The 16,302-nt window shown below is 40.7% G+C and carries 12 protein-coding genes and 1 pseudogene; 7 read left to right on the forward strand and 6 right to left on the reverse strand.

Annotation, left to right across the window (positions count from 1 at the left end; genetic code table 11):
- Positions 1-305 precede the first annotated feature (305 nt).
- Both A9260_RS12970 and A9260_RS12975 read left to right on the forward strand, forming a co-directional pair.
- Positions 306-1,169 (forward strand): annotated as a pseudogene (locus tag A9260_RS12970) (polysaccharide lyase family 7 protein); the annotation flags it as partial.
- Positions 1,170-1,395: 226 nt separating this feature from the next.
- Entirely contained in the window at positions 1,396-2,955 is a 1,560-nt protein-coding gene (locus A9260_RS12975) for a polysaccharide lyase family 7 protein (protein ID WP_068699614.1), read from the forward strand.
- 104 nt (positions 2,956-3,059) lie between these two features.
- On the opposite strand, the gene A9260_RS12980 is transcribed toward A9260_RS12975, so the two are convergent.
- On the reverse strand, positions 3,060-3,749 hold the full coding sequence (locus A9260_RS12980; RefSeq protein WP_068699616.1) for a pseudouridine synthase: 690 nt from the start codon (positions 3,747-3,749) through the stop codon (positions 3,060-3,062).
- Positions 3,750-3,977: 228 nt separating this feature from the next.
- Here A9260_RS12980 and A9260_RS12985 point away from each other — a divergent pair, with 228 nt between their 5' ends.
- Positions 3,978-4,955, forward strand: a complete 978-nt coding sequence (locus A9260_RS12985) for a transposase (protein ID WP_068699618.1) — start codon at positions 3,978-3,980, stop codon at positions 4,953-4,955.
- Between the two features lie 279 nt (positions 4,956-5,234).
- On the opposite strand, the gene A9260_RS12990 is transcribed toward A9260_RS12985, so the two are convergent.
- Positions 5,235-6,086: an MOSC domain-containing protein gene (locus A9260_RS12990; protein ID WP_068699620.1), complete on the reverse strand. Its 852-nt coding sequence runs from the start codon at positions 6,084-6,086 to the stop codon at positions 5,235-5,237.
- 154 nt (positions 6,087-6,240) lie between these two features.
- On the opposite strand from A9260_RS12990, the gene pyrC reads away from it, so the two are divergent.
- Both pyrC and glgC read left to right on the forward strand, forming a co-directional pair.
- Positions 6,241-7,272 carry a dihydroorotase gene (gene pyrC, locus A9260_RS12995; protein WP_068699622.1) on the forward strand — a complete coding sequence of 344 codons (1,032 nt, stop codon included), beginning with the start codon at positions 6,241-6,243 and terminating at the stop codon, positions 7,270-7,272.
- 313 nt (positions 7,273-7,585) lie between these two features.
- A complete protein-coding gene (gene glgC, locus A9260_RS13000; RefSeq protein ID WP_068699624.1) occupies positions 7,586-8,803 on the forward strand; it encodes a glucose-1-phosphate adenylyltransferase in 1,218 nt (405 codons plus the stop codon).
- 2 nt (positions 8,804-8,805) lie between these two features.
- On the opposite strand, the gene A9260_RS13005 is transcribed toward glgC, so the two are convergent.
- Positions 8,806-9,159 carry a DUF3024 domain-containing protein gene (locus A9260_RS13005; RefSeq protein WP_068699626.1) on the reverse strand — a complete coding sequence of 118 codons (354 nt, stop codon included), beginning with the start codon at positions 9,157-9,159 and terminating at the stop codon, positions 8,806-8,808.
- A 159-nt stretch (positions 9,160-9,318) separates the two neighbouring features.
- Here A9260_RS13005 and A9260_RS13010 point away from each other — a divergent pair, with 159 nt between their 5' ends.
- Complete coding sequence (locus A9260_RS13010; RefSeq protein ID WP_068699628.1) at positions 9,319-10,143, forward strand: phosphate ABC transporter substrate-binding protein; 825 nt, start codon at positions 9,319-9,321, stop codon at positions 10,141-10,143.
- A 350-nt stretch (positions 10,144-10,493) separates the two neighbouring features.
- On the forward strand, positions 10,494-12,065 hold the full coding sequence (locus A9260_RS13015) for an HNH endonuclease (RefSeq protein ID WP_068699629.1): 1,572 nt from the start codon (positions 10,494-10,496) through the stop codon (positions 12,063-12,065).
- A gap of 323 nt (positions 12,066-12,388) precedes the next feature.
- Here the strand turns inward: A9260_RS13015 and A9260_RS13020 are convergent, their stop codons facing one another.
- The 3 genes from A9260_RS13020 to A9260_RS13030 all read right to left on the reverse strand — a co-directional run bounded on the left by A9260_RS13020 (position 12,389) and on the right by A9260_RS13030 (position 16,301).
- Positions 12,389-13,075: a MaoC family dehydratase gene (locus tag A9260_RS13020; protein WP_068699631.1), complete on the reverse strand. Its 687-nt coding sequence runs from the start codon at positions 13,073-13,075 to the stop codon at positions 12,389-12,391.
- 156 nt (positions 13,076-13,231) lie between these two features.
- Positions 13,232-13,924, reverse strand: coding sequence for a class I SAM-dependent methyltransferase (locus A9260_RS13025; RefSeq protein ID WP_068699750.1), 693 nt, complete (start codon positions 13,922-13,924; stop codon positions 13,232-13,234).
- 16 nt (positions 13,925-13,940) lie between these two features.
- Positions 13,941-16,301 (reverse strand): Lon protease family protein, encoded by a 2,361-nt coding sequence (locus A9260_RS13030; RefSeq protein ID WP_068699633.1) that lies wholly within the window; start codon positions 16,299-16,301, stop codon positions 13,941-13,943.
- Between the last annotated feature and the right edge of the window lies 1 nt (position 16,302).

The following is a 16,302-nucleotide window of genomic DNA, read 5'->3' on the forward strand; positions in this document are numbered from 1 at the left end:
AATGTTAAGAGCACGCTCACAGGATCACAGATTCAACCCGTATTAGTTCACAGTTTCTACTCCTACAAATTGACATAAAATAGTACAAATACAATGATTCGTGCATACCTGTAAACAAGTGAACACGAAAGAATATGAAAAGAACAGCTCTGATTTTAGCCTTTACTTCTGCGTTATTGAGCGGTTGCGGTAATAGTAGTGACGGCGGTAGCAATACCGGTAATGACAATGACAACAGCTCTCCAGGAGAGACGGTGCCACAGCCACCTGAAGGCTCTGATCCTCAGCCCCCTTCTGATGGGACTACTGGCAGTTGGAATATTGACAGTTGGAAGATCACTATCCCTGCTAGTAAAGATGACTGGTATGGGTCTGGTGGGACAACGGCTGCAGAATTAATGCCAGAGCGTTGTGATGATTCATCTAAAGGTGAACTCAATAACGATGATCCTATTTACGACAGCACCTATGATATTGACTATTTTTCTGTCGAAGATGGACGCATGCATTTTAGAGCCGACATGGGTTATGGCTCATCTACAGAAAATTCAAGCTACATTCGCTCTGAACTTCGTGAGCTTTACATCAGCTCTAATAACCCAGATTGCAGCAGTAGTGATACCGATACCAGTTGGTACTTAAATGACTCGAGAACCGATACTTCTGTTCATGAACTACATGCCACGTTAAAAATTGAAGATCATCCAGACATGAGCCAACCAAAAGTGGTACTAGGGCAAATTCATGGTTGGAAAATCAGCCAGGCTTTGGTCAAGCTATTATGGGAAGGCGATAGCCGACCAGTTCGCGTTATTTTAAACGATAACTACGAAACTGGTAATAATGACTGTGATAGCTGTGAAAACTTCAGCGTAGAGCTTGGAACGTACGCAACAGGTGAAGAGTGGTCATACACTATTCGTGCAGATAACGATGGCATCTACCTTGCTACTTTTGATGCTAATGGTGACAACGCTGTAGTTCGTTCTATCCCTTGGGGAGAAAATTATAAAGATAAAGATGGCGATACTGTTGTTCTATCCGATGATTGGACTAACTCTGATATTGCTTTCTACTTTAAAGCGGGTATCTATCCCCAATTTAAACCTGAGTACTCTGGTGAAATATTTGACGTTAGCTTTAGTAATTTAGAGATAGATCACTATTAAAGTCACTCAATTAGATCTCGATCCCAATTATTAATCAATTATTACAATTGTATTATTAAATTATGTATTCTTAGCTTCAGAAAAGATTGGTAACTCCTGTCTTTATAAAGCTTCAAAGGTGTAGAAATGAAATTTTAATTAATTTCTACATTAACAAAGCAACGATAAAACTGTTTTCATATTACAAGTAATATCGTTGATTTATATATAACTAGGTGAATGGTAAATGAAACATATATATCTAAAAAGCATCTTAGCTACATCTGTCTTACTAGCGGTTGGTTGTACTACAACAGCACCTCAATTTAGCAACAACAAAGAAACAGGCGTAGCTTTACTGACTCCTGTTGCTATCACGGCTTCTAGCCACGATGGTAACGGACCAGATCGTTTATTTGACCAAGACCTAACAACTCGTTGGTCTTCAGCTGGTGACGGCGAGTCAGCGACATTGGACTACGGTTCAGTTCAGGAATTTGACGCAGTTCAAGCAGCATTCAGTAAAGGTAACCAGCGTCAAACTCGCTTTGATATTCAAGTATCTGTTGACGGTGAAAACTGGACAACTGTACTAAAAGACCAAGTAAGTTCAGGTCAAGCAATTGGTTTGGAACGCTTCCAGTTCGAGCCAGCTGCTAAAGCACGTTTCGTAAAATACGTTGGTCACGGTAACACTAAAAACGGTTGGAACAGTGTAACTGAACTAGCTGCTGTTAACTGTAACATCAACGCATGTCCTGCTAACCAAATCATTACTCCAGCAGTTGTTGCTGCTGAGCAGACAATGATTGCAGACATGAAAGCAGCAGAGAAAGCACGTAAACAAGCACGTAAAGACCTACGTAAAGGTAACTTCGGTGAAAAAGCCGTTTACCCTTGTGAAACTACAGTAGCATGTCTACGTACTGAGCTTCCTGCAACGCCAGCTCTACCTGCAACACCTCTTGCAACTAACGCACCAGGTGAAAACTTTGACATGTCTTACTGGTACCTATCTCAACCATTTGACCATGACAAAAACGGCAAGCCAGACAACGTTTCTGAGTGGAACCTAGCAAACGGTTACCAACACCCAGAAGTATTCTACACAGCTGACGACGGCGGTATGGTATTTAAATCATACGTGAAAGGTGTTCGTACTTCAGAAAACACTAAATACGCTCGTACAGAGCTTCGTGAAATGTTGCGTCGTGGTGATCAATCTATCCCTACTCAAGGCGTGAACAAAAACAACTGGGTATTCAGCTCAGCTCCTGTTGCAGACCAAAAAGCAGCTGGCGGCATCGATGGTGTTCTTAACGCAACACTAAAAATCGACCACGCTACTACTACTGGTAATGCTAACGAAGTAGGTCGCTTTATCATTGGTCAAATCCACGATAAAAACGATGAGCCAATTCGTCTTTACTACCGCAAGCTTCCAAACCAAGCAACTGGTGCGGTTTACTTTGCACACGAAAGCCAAGGCGCAACTAAAGAAGATTTCTTCCCTCTAGTAGGTGGCATGACTGCTGAAGTTGGTGATACTGGTATCGCTCTAGGCGAAGTATTCAGCTACCAAATCAAAGTTGTTGCTAACACTATGACAGTTACGCTATCTCGTGAAGGCCATGACGACGTTGTTCAAGTTGTTGATATGAGCGACAGTGGTTATGATGAAGGCGGTCGTTACATGTACTTCAAAGCAGGTGTTTACAACCAAAACATCAGCGGCGACCTAGATGACTATGCTCAAGCTACTTTCTACAAACTTGATGCATCTCACGACACTTACCAAGGTAAATAATTTTTTACTGACGTAAACCAAAACGATAAATGGCGCTCACAATGTGAGCGCCATTTTTATTTAATCTGATTTATATTGGGTAATACTAATTAATTTAGTCTCAATTATTTAATAAATGAGTTAATTTCTAATTCCGTTAAATAACGCCACTGCCCCACTTCTATATCTAAAGAAACAGCACCAATAGCAACTCTATGCAGAGAAACAACTCTATTACCTACAGCAGAAAACATCCGCTTAACTTGGTGAAATTTCCCTTCAGTAATGGTTAATAATACTTCTTTTGAATTAATTACAACTAAACTCGCGGGTAAAGTTAATTTGTTCTCACCCTGCATTTTTATGCCATTTTTAAATTGTATTGCAACATCGTCCGTGATTTCCTTTGATAAAGTCACTTGATACACTTTTTTGCAATGGCTAATTGGTCTAGTAATGTTAAATGACCAGCGCCCATCATCGGTAATTAAAACCATACCTGTCGTATCGGCATCAAGACGACCTGCAATATGCAACTCTGATACATTTTCCATTTGCAAGTAGTTAAATAAAGAAGGATAGGCTTCATCTATATTTGAGCAAATCGTCCCTGCGGGTTTATGCAGTAAAATATAACGAAATGGCCTAGCAATTAACTCATCATCATTTAAGCACACTGTATTATTTTCATGTACCTGGGTGCTTTCACCAATTTCCACATTCCCATTCACTCGCACCTTACCAGAATGAATATGGGCAATCGCTTCCAGCTTCGTTAACTGAGTACTTTTACAAACAAATTTGTCTAAACGCATACTAAAAAATGCTCAAATAATGAGAATGTCGACATTATCCTTTGTTGCAATAAATTAGCAATAAGTCACGCAAAGAAGCACAAATATGTCTCCTATGAATCACCCTTGTATACTAGACACCCAACATTTTATACCAGACACCATTTTATATCAGACATCCAAAGCTATAAGCAAAAATCCGCTTTTCAACTAAACTAACAGCACAGTTAGCTATTTGGGGATATGACAATGCCAAGCCCTCGCAGAACTCAAATTAGTATCGAAGATACTCCCTACTATCACTGCTGTAGTCGTGTTGTTAGACGTGCTTTTCTATGTGGTGATGACCCTTATTCTGGAAAGAATTATGACCATCGCCGTCAATGGGTTGAATCATTACTCATCAAACTAGAATCTGTTTTTGCAATTGATATTGCCGCATTTGCTATTATGTCTAATCACTTGCATGTGATTTTGCATATAGACGTTGATAGTGTAAATGGTTGGACTGATCGGGAGGTTATTGAGCACTGGCACTTGTTATTCAAAGGCAATGAACTTACTCATCGATTCGCAAGTGGCAAACTAATTGAAGCATATGAAGTGGGTCAATTAAAGCACATTATCGCAACTTACCGAAGTCGATTATGCGACATTAGTTGGTTTATGCGCTGCCTAAATGAGCCTATTGCAAGACAAGCAAATCAAGAAGATAACTGCTCTGGTCGATTTTGGGAAGGGCGCTTTAAGTCACAAGCACTTCTTGATGATGCAGCCCTTCTGACTTGTATGGCTTATGTCGATTTAAATCCTATTCGAGCAAAAATGGCTCATACACTAGAACAATCAAATCATACGAGTATTCAACTTCGTATACGGGCAGCTTTAAACCATCAGCAACCTAAAGCTCTTTTACCTTTTGTTGGTAATGAACAGCAGAATCAGCCTAAGGGTATCTCTTTTTCGTTGAATGATTATTTAGAACTAGTCGATGAAACTGGACGAATTCTTCGCAATGATAAGCAAGGTAGTATTAGCGAGAAAAGTGAAAAAATACTGACAAAAATGAATATCCCTCATGGCAACTGGTTACAACTTATCAACAAGTTTGGCTATCTATTTCATGGTCCGGTAGGAAACATTGAAGAACTGACCGACTACTGTAAACACTTAGAAAAACGGCGGCGGCACTTTTCAACTTGTTGCCGATATTTCAGTGTAAGGTAGCTCACTTAACCACTTTTCGTAGATAACAGTCTGTATTAAATTACAGATAGAATTTCACGTTTTAATTTTGATTATTTACAATAAAAACAGAAGGTTAAACCCAGAACCAACAGTAATTCTAGCTTTCCTCTCCTCATTATGTAAATCAATTATATCTTGTTAACGAGTAACACATATTGAGTAGCTATATGCTTGATTCAATATGGGTGGCTTGAGTTAAAAAGCCAAAAGGATATGGACACTCTATCGATTTGATACAATGCCCATCAGAATAAAAAGTTATTTATGAGTATCTAGACAAGTTGTATCTGGGTAGGTAATCGGAGTGCGGGTTTCTAAAACTCGCAACTCATCACCTACTTCAATCACCCCTTCATTTAGCGCTACCAGATTCATGCCAAAGAAGATGGCACCTTTTTCATTGGCGCGGAATTTAGATAAGGTGGCGGTAGGTTCTTGATTTATCATCTTTTCACCTGTGCTTGGGTTAACCGAGGTTAACACACAGCGCTGACAAGCTTTACCTACCTGAAACTCCACTTCTCCAATAGCAATTTTTTCCCAGCTGTCTTCGGCAAAGGCTTCTATGCCTTCAACGACAAGATTGGTTCTGAATTGAGACATAGTTTGAGGGGACGATGCTCTTCGGTTCAACTCATCTAAAGAACCTTGTGAAATCACTAATAGCGGGTAACCATCGGCAAAACTAACATGGGTGTCCAGTTTTTCGCGGTAGCGGTTTGACTCTTCGCCACAATATAATAATTGTGCTTGTGAGCCGATGGCTTTAGAGAACCAAGCATTGGCTTGCTCTGTTGTGGTATAGGCAATAAAGCGATCGCTCCAGATTTTGCACTCAAATTCATTGCGCTGAAAATCTGCAATGCAAAGACGTAAGCTATCCATGCCAGGGGCGGTTAATACAATGCCATCAGGTAACAAAGTGCTTTTTATGGTCACCATATTAGGGAATTTACGCGCAGTGATCATTCTTCCTTCAAGATCAGCTACAACAAAACGGCGGTCAAAACTGATGCCCTCTAAACTCACCCAAGCTCGTGATTGAGCAATACCAGACGTTGATTTTACGGGATAAACATTAATACCCGATAATTGAGCTAAATCCTTCACTTTATACCTCTAACTCTCTCAATGTTAATGCAATCTTGTAGCATTTTCGTTATTATTCGCCCGCATTCAAGTAATCGATTGCGTGACGTGACTACCATACCACAGACTCGATTTCTTCTTAGACAATTTCACTATTTTTGGCGGGAGCAGATTTATGACCAACTTAACCATTACACGCCCTGATGACTGGCACGTACATCTTAGAGATGGCGACGTACTTAAAGACACAGTGCGAGATATTAGTCGCTACAATGGTCGCGCTCTAGTGATGCCAAATACCGTTCCGCCAACCACCAATACAAAACTGGCTGTTGCTTACCTTGATCGCATCAATGAGCATAACCACAGTGATACTTTTACTCCGCTGATGTCTCTTTACCTTACTGATAACACCACTAAAGAAGATATCCAAGAAGCCAAAGCTTCTGGTCAAGTCGTCGCTTGTAAGCTTTATCCTGCTGGTGCAACTACCAACTCTGATTCTGGTGTGACTGACGCGAAGAAAGTTTATCCTGTTCTCGAAGAGATGGAAAAACAAGGTATCTTACTGCTGATTCATGGTGAAGTGACCTCTCACGATGTTGATATTTTTGACCGTGAAAAACAGTTTTTAGACACCGTTCTTGCGCCTATCGTTAACGATTTTCCAAATCTTAAAATCGTTCTAGAGCACATTACAACCGCTGATGCAGTTGAGTTTGTAAGAAACGCTAACGACAATGTTGCTGCAACAATTACAGCGCACCACCTAATGTATAACCGCAACCATATGTTAGCAGGCGGCATTCGCCCTCACTTTTACTGCTTACCTATCCTAAAGCGCAACACTCACCAGAAAGCGTTAGTAGAAGCAGCAACTAGTGGCAATAAGAAGTTCTTTATTGGTACGGATTCTGCCCCTCACGCAAAAGGTCGTAAAGAAACGGCTTGTGGCTGCGCTGGATCTTACACTGCGCACGCAGCTGTAGAACTTTACGCGGAAGTATTTGAAGCAGAAGGCAAACTGGATAACCTAGAAGCATTTGCCAGCCATAACGGTCCTGATTTTTACAATCTGCCACGCAATAGCGATACCGTCACTTTAGTCAAAGAAGAATGGCCTGTAGCGGAAACAATGCCCTTTGGACAAGATATCGTTGTGCCAATTAAAGGCGGAGAAACGATTGCTTGGAAAGTAAAAGCATAATCACAGCTCGATGAAAAAGATAAAGGTTGCCGCTATTAGGCAACCTTTTTTATTGAATAGCCTTTATCTTAAATAAAAATTGATGTTTCGTTCTGCCCCATTTTTAAGCAAGTAAGCGGCGCGGTTACACCCACCCTATTCTCACTACACCTCGCCTTCTGCACCAATATGAAACAAATGCATTATAATGACTCATAATAAGGTGCAAGCACTCTATTCACACTTCAAAATATCTTAATAAACATAGCCTTAAGTTTTGGTGCAGTTATTGCATGGTGATAGTAATCCCCAAACATAACAAGGAAGTGTTGTCATGCAAGATACATTAACCGTCATTTTGGCTGGAGGAATGGGCTCTCGTCTCGCGCCTTTGACTCAAGATAGAGCAAAACCGGCTGTTCCCTTTGGTGGTAAGTACCGCATCATTGATTTCACATTGAGCAACTGCCTGCATTCTGGTCTACGTCGATTATTAGTGCTTACTCAATATAAATCCCACTCCTTACAAAAGCACTTGCGTGATGGTTGGTCAATTTTTAATCCTGAACTTGGGGAATATATTACTGCTGTTCCCCCGCAAATGCGCAAAGGTGATGCTTGGTATGAAGGCACAGCCGATGCTATTTATCAAAACCTTTGGTTATTGTCTCGTAGTGAAGCAAAGCACGTAGTGGTGCTATCGGGTGATCATATTTACCGTATGGATTACAAGCCAATGCTTGAGCAACATAAGAAAACCGGCGCAGCCTTAACGATCGCTTGTATGGATGTCCCAGTAGAAGAGGCCAGCGCATTTGGCGTTATGAATACCGATGCCGATAAACGCATTATTTCATTTTTAGAAAAACCATCTGATCCACCAACACTTGCTGACGACCCAAGTAAAAGTTTAGCTTCGATGGGCATCTATATTTTTTCGATGGACGCACTTGTTGAAGCACTTGAGTGTGATGCCCCTATTGATACTTCAAGTCATGATTTCGGCCACGATATTATCCCTAAACTCATTGATACTCAGGGTGTTTACGCTTATCGCTTTGGTAGTGAAGAAGGACGAGTAACACAAGATACTTACTGGAGAGATGTTGGCACTATCGATTCGGTTTATCAGGCCAACATGGATTTATTAGATCCCGTTCCTCCTATCGATCTCTATCAAAAAGATTGGGGCATTCGCACCTATGAGCCTCAACGTCCACCATCACGAACGGTTCCATCTGTTACCGGAAATCAAGGCATTTCCATTAACTCTATTGTCGCAAACGGTGTCGTGATTAGTGGCGGATCTGTGCAGCGTTCCATCTTGTCGGCTAACGTTAAAGTCGATGATGGCGCAACCATAATGAATAGCATCCTATTTGATGAAGTAAAAATAGGCGAACACTGTGAGCTAAGAAACTGCATTATCGATAAACACGTAATAGTGCCAAATGGTACTAAAATTGGCTACGATAGCGAAAAAGACAGCGAACGATTTACAATTTCAGAACAAGGCATTGTTGTCGTTCCCGAAGGTTATATCTTCGAATAGTATTACCAAATCAACCCTTGGGAGTCGTGCTCTACTTCCTCTATCAATTGATGCAATTGATTTCCAAGGCGTTTGATTTCAGGGTGAGTATGCCATCCTTCAAACATTTCGTAATGGTCTCGGTGCGCCACAAGCAAAGTCCACAAACCCTCACATAAAACCACTTTAGCCACTAAATAACGATGGTCAGCTTGACTAGAATCGAGCTTAAAACGTGTTTGATAAAACTCGATTCCGTTATCTAACTCTGCAAATTCAGCTTTACCTAAATCCACACACACATTGTTATTGCGTGAGTGGCATGCACCATCAGCCAATTTAACCATTTGATGTCGCTCAATCTCAGATAACGCCATAAATACCTCACAATTTTTCTATCGGTCACTCACCAACAAACAAAACTCAGCATAGTTTACATAATAAACGAGAATATCCATCAGTGTCACAGGCTTGTAACACAATCGTCTTATTCTGTGGCGATATAAATACCAATTGTAGTTTGAAGAAGGACAGTTATGTTTAAAGTGATTATCACGGCACTCACCTGCCTGATATTGAGTGTAGCAAATGTACAAGCAGCTCAAGTTAATGTCAGCGGCTCGACCTCAGTCGCTCGAGTAATGGATATTTTGGCAGAGAACTTTAATCAGTCTCACAAAGACACATTTATTGCCGTTCAAGGTGTGGGATCAACCGCAGGCATAGCCTTAGTTAAAAACGATGTTGCACAAATTGGTATGAGCTCTCGCCTACTGACCGAACGTGAGTATAAAGACAACTTGGTCGTGACCCAGTTTGCTTACGATGGGCTTGCCGTTGTGGTCAACCAACAAAATGACATTACCAATATTACCCGCGAACAGCTTTATAAAATTTATACCGGTGAGATCACTAACTGGAAAGAGCTTGGCGGTAACGATCGTTCGATTGCAGTTGTGACCCGCGAAACCTCATCAGGCTCTCGTTATGCTTTTGAAGATCAAGTGGGCCTGACTCGCGTGCTCAATGATCGCCGCGTATCCACCATTAGCCCAACCGCGTTAGTGGTGAGCACTAACAGCATGATGAAAACCCTGATCAGCTACAATCAACAAGCAATCGGCTTTATTAGTATGGGTTCGATTGATGCTTCAGTTAAACCATTAAACTTTGATGGTGTTGTACCTAATTCGATTAACTTAGTGAACAAAAAATACGAACTCGCTCGTCCATTTTTGATTTTTCATCACCAAGATTTAAACGATAAGTCAGCTCTAGAATTTGCCAAATATGTTAACTCTAGCGAAGCACGTTCAATTATTGAAAACCAAGGCTACACGCCGTACAAACGTGGGCAATAGCGCTATCTAAGCAATTCATGAATGTCGGTGAACAATAGAAAACGGTGTCTTTTCAAGCTATTGTCAGCCAATAAAAAGCTGGAGCTTGATCATTTCTGAGAACAATTACTACCAACAAGACGTTGGAAGTTACAATAAAGATTGATCAATCTCTAGCAAGCTTTTGGACAAAAATGCGTTACGAAGATCTGGACCGTCGGATAACGTCAGCTACTCCAAATCACGTGAATCGCCTACAAATTGATGACCAGTTTCGGTCACCCACTACACAATTAATATACTTTTCCTTTATACACTTAAGGGATAAAGTGTGGCTGTTTCTTCATTTTAAATTTCATAGGTTGTAGTGGATGGCTCCAAACCATAAAAGACATGACTTTCTTGATACAACTAAACGCTTATTAAGAGAGAATGTCGCGAATTTATGTTCAAAACCTGACTGTCGAGTTCTTACTATGGCATCTAAAATTGATGGGTGTTCGTCATCGAATGTAGGAGTCGCGGCCCATATATGTGCGGCTGCACCCGGAGGGCCTCGTTACAAGCTAGAACAAACAGAAGCTGAGAGAAAACATTATGATAATGGTATTTGGCTTTGCACTACGTGTTCTAGGCTTATTGATGTTGATGATGACTCCTATTCTGAAGAACTCTTACATGATTGGAAGAGCCAAACCTTAGCTTACGCTAGGGAAAATATTGGTAAGCAACTTCTTCCTAAAGAAGAAATTGAGTCAAAAGCTTTAAAAAACACTTTAGATTATGTATCTGGTAAAGGTTCTATTTTCTCTGCGGGTGTACCATCTAAGATGGTTGGCTTTATTGACGATCACCTTAACCAGTTAGATAGTAGGTTTTCTGTTCAGACTAATGTAGTCAATGGAGCAACGCTTCGAAATATTATACCTCTAACAAGTGACGCTAGCTTCGCCATATCAATAAATAAATCTGATGGGGAAGTATTTCAGGCTAATCTTCAGGAGATGAGAGAGACAGGTAAACCAGTCAAACTATCCAGTGACAGTTTTAAGTTTACAGGTTCAAAATTATTAGAGGCATTAGGTAATGACGAAAGAGGAGGTAGAGAATTAACTATACAGCCAAGCTCTACAAAGATAACGGTTGATCTTTATGCAATGTCACATTCAAATCAAGTCTACCTTGGAAGCTTTAAAGGTAAGCAGATTAATTTGAAAAATGGCCTTAAATTTGAAGCTTTTGCGTTTAACAAGTTGATTAAGGTATCGTGTTTTTACGATCTCGTAGACACTCAAACTCCTAAAGTAACATGCAACTATGTTATTAGCACATCTTTATGGGATGGCAAAAGTATTAATAGATTGCCTTTTTTCAATAAGCTTTTAATGGCAAAAGAAGTACTTCAAACCGGGGGCGGTTTAAGCATTGGGTTGGAACTTGAAGAAGGTGAAGCTATTGGCCCTATGTCGATTGGAGAACAAAATCAAGAACAGTTAAAGTTTTTCGAACAGTTTGGTAATCTCATTCATATAATTGATTGCTATAAAAAAATAGCAGATAAATTCAACCTGACAGTACCAGTATATGGTTACTTTGAATTATCTGCAGAAGAGTATGATACCTTGACTTACGTTTCAAGCTTACTTGAAGGTGAAGAAATTGTATTAGGTAACAATATTAACTCTTTTCAATTCAATACGAGCTTAGAAGAGTACGAAAAAATATTGGAAAGTAAAAAAGAAGGCCGGTCAAATGAATTGAAGGTTAGTAAAAAAGATTTTGTGCCTGACAATTTTGGACTTATTCTAAAATCATTAGAGTTTGAACGCACCTACTTTGATATGGATTTAGATGCGATAGTGGATGGTAAAAGTGTCAAATTAAGCTTTATACCTAATGAAAACTCGAAATCAATTTCAAGCCTATCGGTTTCAGGTGACTGATATTGAATTGAACTAACTCATACTCGAGCTAGCTAGCTACTCTGCGGCATAAGATGTGATGCAATCGGACAGTCATAGGAGTAACTTCTGGCTGTTACAAACAAGGAATGGGGCAAAGTGTTTTAACCTCCCTCCCCCTACACCACATTGCTTGAAACAACCAAAAAGTATTCAAACAATATGCAAATGATCAGACTTTATTAGAACTGACAAACTTTAACATCCTCAAGCAGCAAAAACTCAATTCAAAAAAATAGGCTAAGCAAATGCTTAACCTATTTTTCAATCAATGATGTGATGAGCTATGCCGAAATGATAAGCACTCAGAAATACAGGCGTATTACTGATTCAGCAACACAGGCAGGTCGACGAACCCCTTCAATCTCTACCTTTAGTTCACGAGTGATCTCTAAGCCTTTTTGAATAGGTGTCACTTTCACTAAACTACTGCGAGCACGAATGTTGCTACCTACTCTTACAGGGTACGGGAAACGTACACTGTTCATTCCCATATTGACGGTCACTTTGGCCGTTGGGAATAGCGGATTTTTAGGATCAACTGCATCTGATAGGCGTGGCAATAACGCCAAAGTTAAAAAGCCATGCGCTATTGTTGATTTGAACGGAGATTCTTGCTCTGCACGTTCAGGATCAGTATGAATCCACTGCATGTCTTCTGTCACTTTACCGAATGCATCAACACGTTCTTGATCGATAGAAAACCAAGTTCCTACATGCAGTTCTTCGCCAATTTTTTGTGATAACTCCAGATACAACGCTTCCGCTGCTGGCTTCATCTCTATGACATCTTTAGCCGGGTTCGCAACTTCTTCGTTAACTGCAGGTTTTTGAAAATCTCTACCCCACGGGCGAAATAGATGCTGCGCGTGAGCACGGCTGACTAATTCACTCCAATATATTCTAAGAGAGGGAGACATCCTATCCATAAACTCCGTATGATGTCTCGAAAGAGATCCTCGTTTGTGTTTAAGAATATCAACAACTTTCATGCACGCTCCAGTGAAGCTTTGAGTAGCCTATAAGGCACCAATTTTGACCTAAATCACACTTTAACTCAATACGAGAATGTTATTCCTGTGTAAATTAGTAAGAAAAATCAATCTTTAACCTTAATTATGCACAATTTTAGTTCAATAATGAAACTATTATGAGCCGCATTTCATAAAAATGAAACTTGGTTCTGTTATCAACCGTTCATACACACCTTGATCTATTTTAGCGATATCCGGTAATGGCTTTCCTTCCGACAGTTCACACACCGTCATTTTTGCCTGTTGAATAGCAGAAAATAGGTCTTGGAGGCTTCTTCGATAAAAGCTTACTTGGACTGGTTCACCTATCGTATCCCACGACTCTGTAATGCGTTCTAGCGCGAAATAGTTGCCACTTGGTGAAATAGAATAATCGTTTATAGGATGATGAGTCGAAAAAACAAAATGCCCATCCGGTTTTAAAACTCGACTAACTTCGCTAAATAAGGGCTTAAGATCTTCGATATAGTGAATGATTAAAGGCGCAATAACCCAGTCAAAACTGCTGTCTGCTTCATTAGGAAGCCCAATGCTAAGATCTTGGCTGTAAGCCTTAAACGGATGCGCATTACTCTTTGTAAGCTCAATCATCTCACTAGAAAGATCAATACACGTCATTATGCCGCCTTGAGATTGAATTTCTTTAGCATATTCACCCGACCCGCAGCCTAGATCCAAAACCTTATCCCCTGGCTTTATCGACAACAACGACAGAGTCGTTGGTCTTTCTAGCATGGCGTTGTAAATATTGTCTTTTACCACCAGTGAGTATTGCTTTGAAAAGGTGGTATACATTGGATTACTCACCTCAGATTTCATATAACTACTTCCTTAATGCATTAAGTTTTGCTTGGGCAATACCATAAATAGTATCTGTGGGATAACTGCCTTCATCAGAGGCAATCCCACTCTCTTTACCCGTAAATAACTTAATTGCTTGAGTGACATGCTCAATAGGCCAGATATGAAATTCACCTTTATCTACCGCCTCAACAATGTCTTTGCGTAGCATTAAATTATGTACGTTTGACTTGGGAATGATCACGCCTTGAGTGTTATTACGACCTTTGATTTTACACACATCAAAGAAGCCTTCAATTTTCTCATTAACTCCACCAATGGGCTGTGCTTCACCAAACTGATTCATGGAACCTGTGATGGCAATATCTTGGCGATTCGCTTGTTTGGAAAATGCCGATACGACGGCGCAAAACTCCGCCATACTGGCACTATCACCGTCCACACCACCATAAGATTGCTCAAAAGTAATGTTAGTGGTCAGGGGTATTTTGGCCGTTTTACCGAATACCGAAGACAGATACGCGGTTAAAATCATCACACCTTTGGAGTGAATACTGCCCCCCAAGTCGACGTTTCGTTCAATATCGATCACTTCACCGCTCCCATAAGAAGTGGTGGCGGTAATTCGATTTGGCGCGCCAAACATATGATCGCTCGTGCTCAACACAGACAGTGCATTAACCTGTCCGACAGCCTCACCATCGGTATGAATTAAAGTGGTGCCATTGATGAAGGTTTCCATGACGCTTTCTTGTAATCGACTAACCCTAGAGAGTTGATTTAACAATGCTTTTTCTACATGGCTCACACGAATAATATTCGCTCTTGCCGTTCTTGCGATGTAGTTGGCTTCGCGCAATAGATTGGCAGTATTGGCTGAGTGTAAGGAGATTTTATTCTGATCGCCTGCCATTCTTGAACTGTGTTCAATAATTCTCGCAATGGCTTTTTTATCGCAATGCAGCAGTTTGTTATCATGCACAATGCTGGAAATAAACCGAGTATAATGCAGCTCTGAATCACTGTTGCGCTGCATTTCATCTTCAAAATCGGCTGTCACACGAAATAGCTCTGCAAATTCTGGATCGTAATGCTGTAACAGCTGATAGGTTCGGTAATCACCAAACAAAATGATCTTCACATCCAGCGGTATTGGCTGTGGATCAAGAGACACCGCCCCCGTCATAGTGACCTGCTTTTCCAGTGCCGTTAAACAAAGTTCTCGTGCGCGCAGTGCGCGTTTTAGGCCATCCCAAACGTATGGCTGCTCTAATACTTTGACCGCGTCCATTAATAACACGCCGCCGTTGGCTTTATGCAAAGCACCAGGGCGAATCAAAGAGAAATCGGTAAACACAGTACCTTTAAATGTGGCGGTTTCAACATAGCCAAATAACGAATGATAGTTAGGGCTTTCTTCGACAATAATCGGCAAACTGTCTTTTGGCTGTGAGACCAATACATTCACTTTATATCGACGTGGCAGTTTTTTATCTAAAGAAGCGGTGGCTATTTCGCCTTGCTCGTTGCTTTCTTCAAGAAAAATATCGACGTTTTCCACGATGTCTGCTTGCAGATCATTAAGGTGCTGTTTTACCTCAGCGTGCTTCTTATATTTCACGCGCAACTCTTTGATAAAGTGACCTAATACATCTAACGTCACATCCGAATTGAGTTTTTGTATTTTATCGGTGTACTGCTCTTCCCACTCGGTTAAATCACGAATAATGTGACGCAGTGACACTTCTAAATTATCAATAGTTTTCTCAAAATCCGCTTGAACCTTTTTATCAAGCAGTTCAAAGGCCGCTTCTGTATACGGTTCTTCGCCATCTAAAGCGACAAACTGATAGTCTCCTTGCGTAGTAACACTAAGGCTAATGTGTTTTTCTTTTGCTTCTTTGGTCAAAGCGTCAAGCGCGGTGCTTTGTTTCTTTGCCAATTGATTTTTTAAGCGATCGGCGCGAGAAAAATACATTTCATTATCAAAAGCTAACGGTATCGCCTTTAGCAATTTAGTCATTAACTTTTCGAGATCCAAGCGCAGACTTTGCCCCACGCCCCTTGGCAGTTTTAGCACTTTAGGAACACGAATGTCCTCAAAATTGGCCACATAACACCAATCATAAAGCTCATGAAGATCAAAAGGATGGCGTTTTAAGTAGCGCAATATCATGGTGCGCTTGCCTAAGCCATTACGCCCAATGGCATAAATGTTGTAACCCTTTTCACGAATCGACATCGCAAACTCAACCGCAGACTGAGCCCTTTCTTGACCAACAATTTCGTCAATCGGTGGAATATCTTTGGTGGATTTGCATGAGAATGCGTCAAGATCGGCTTCTCGATAAAGCGCGGTTGCTGGTAATGAAAATGTAGCCATA

Origin of the sequence: Vibrio sp. UCD-FRSSP16_30 (genome assembly GCF_001676025.1) — a bacterium.
Lineage (GTDB): Bacteria > Pseudomonadota > Gammaproteobacteria > Enterobacterales > Vibrionaceae > Vibrio.

What these genes read in the sequence shown, in the direction of transcription:
- pyrC (WP_068699622.1), top strand. Translation starts at nt 6,241, where the DNA reads ATGACCAACTTAACCATTACACGCCCTGATGACTGGCACGTACATCTT.
- A9260_RS12975 (WP_068699614.1), top strand. Translation starts at nt 1,396, where the DNA reads ATGAAACATATATATCTAAAAAGCATCTTAGCTACATCTGTCTTACTA.
- A9260_RS13005 (WP_068699626.1), bottom strand. Translation starts at nt 9,159, where the DNA reads ATGGCGTTATCTGAGATTGAGCGACATCAAATGGTTAAATTGGCTGAT.
- A9260_RS13030 (WP_068699633.1), bottom strand. Translation starts at nt 16,301, where the DNA reads ATGGCTACATTTTCATTACCAGCAACCGCGCTTTATCGAGAAGCCGAT.
- A9260_RS12980 (WP_068699616.1), bottom strand. Translation starts at nt 3,749, where the DNA reads ATGCGTTTAGACAAATTTGTTTGTAAAAGTACTCAGTTAACGAAGCTG.
- A9260_RS13015 (WP_068699629.1), top strand. Translation starts at nt 10,494, where the DNA reads ATGGCTCCAAACCATAAAAGACATGACTTTCTTGATACAACTAAACGC.
- A9260_RS13010 (WP_068699628.1), top strand. Translation starts at nt 9,319, where the DNA reads ATGTTTAAAGTGATTATCACGGCACTCACCTGCCTGATATTGAGTGTA.
- glgC (WP_068699624.1), top strand. Translation starts at nt 7,586, where the DNA reads ATGCAAGATACATTAACCGTCATTTTGGCTGGAGGAATGGGCTCTCGT.
- A9260_RS13020 (WP_068699631.1), bottom strand. Translation starts at nt 13,075, where the DNA reads ATGAAAGTTGTTGATATTCTTAAACACAAACGAGGATCTCTTTCGAGA.
- A9260_RS12985 (WP_068699618.1), top strand. Translation starts at nt 3,978, where the DNA reads ATGCCAAGCCCTCGCAGAACTCAAATTAGTATCGAAGATACTCCCTAC.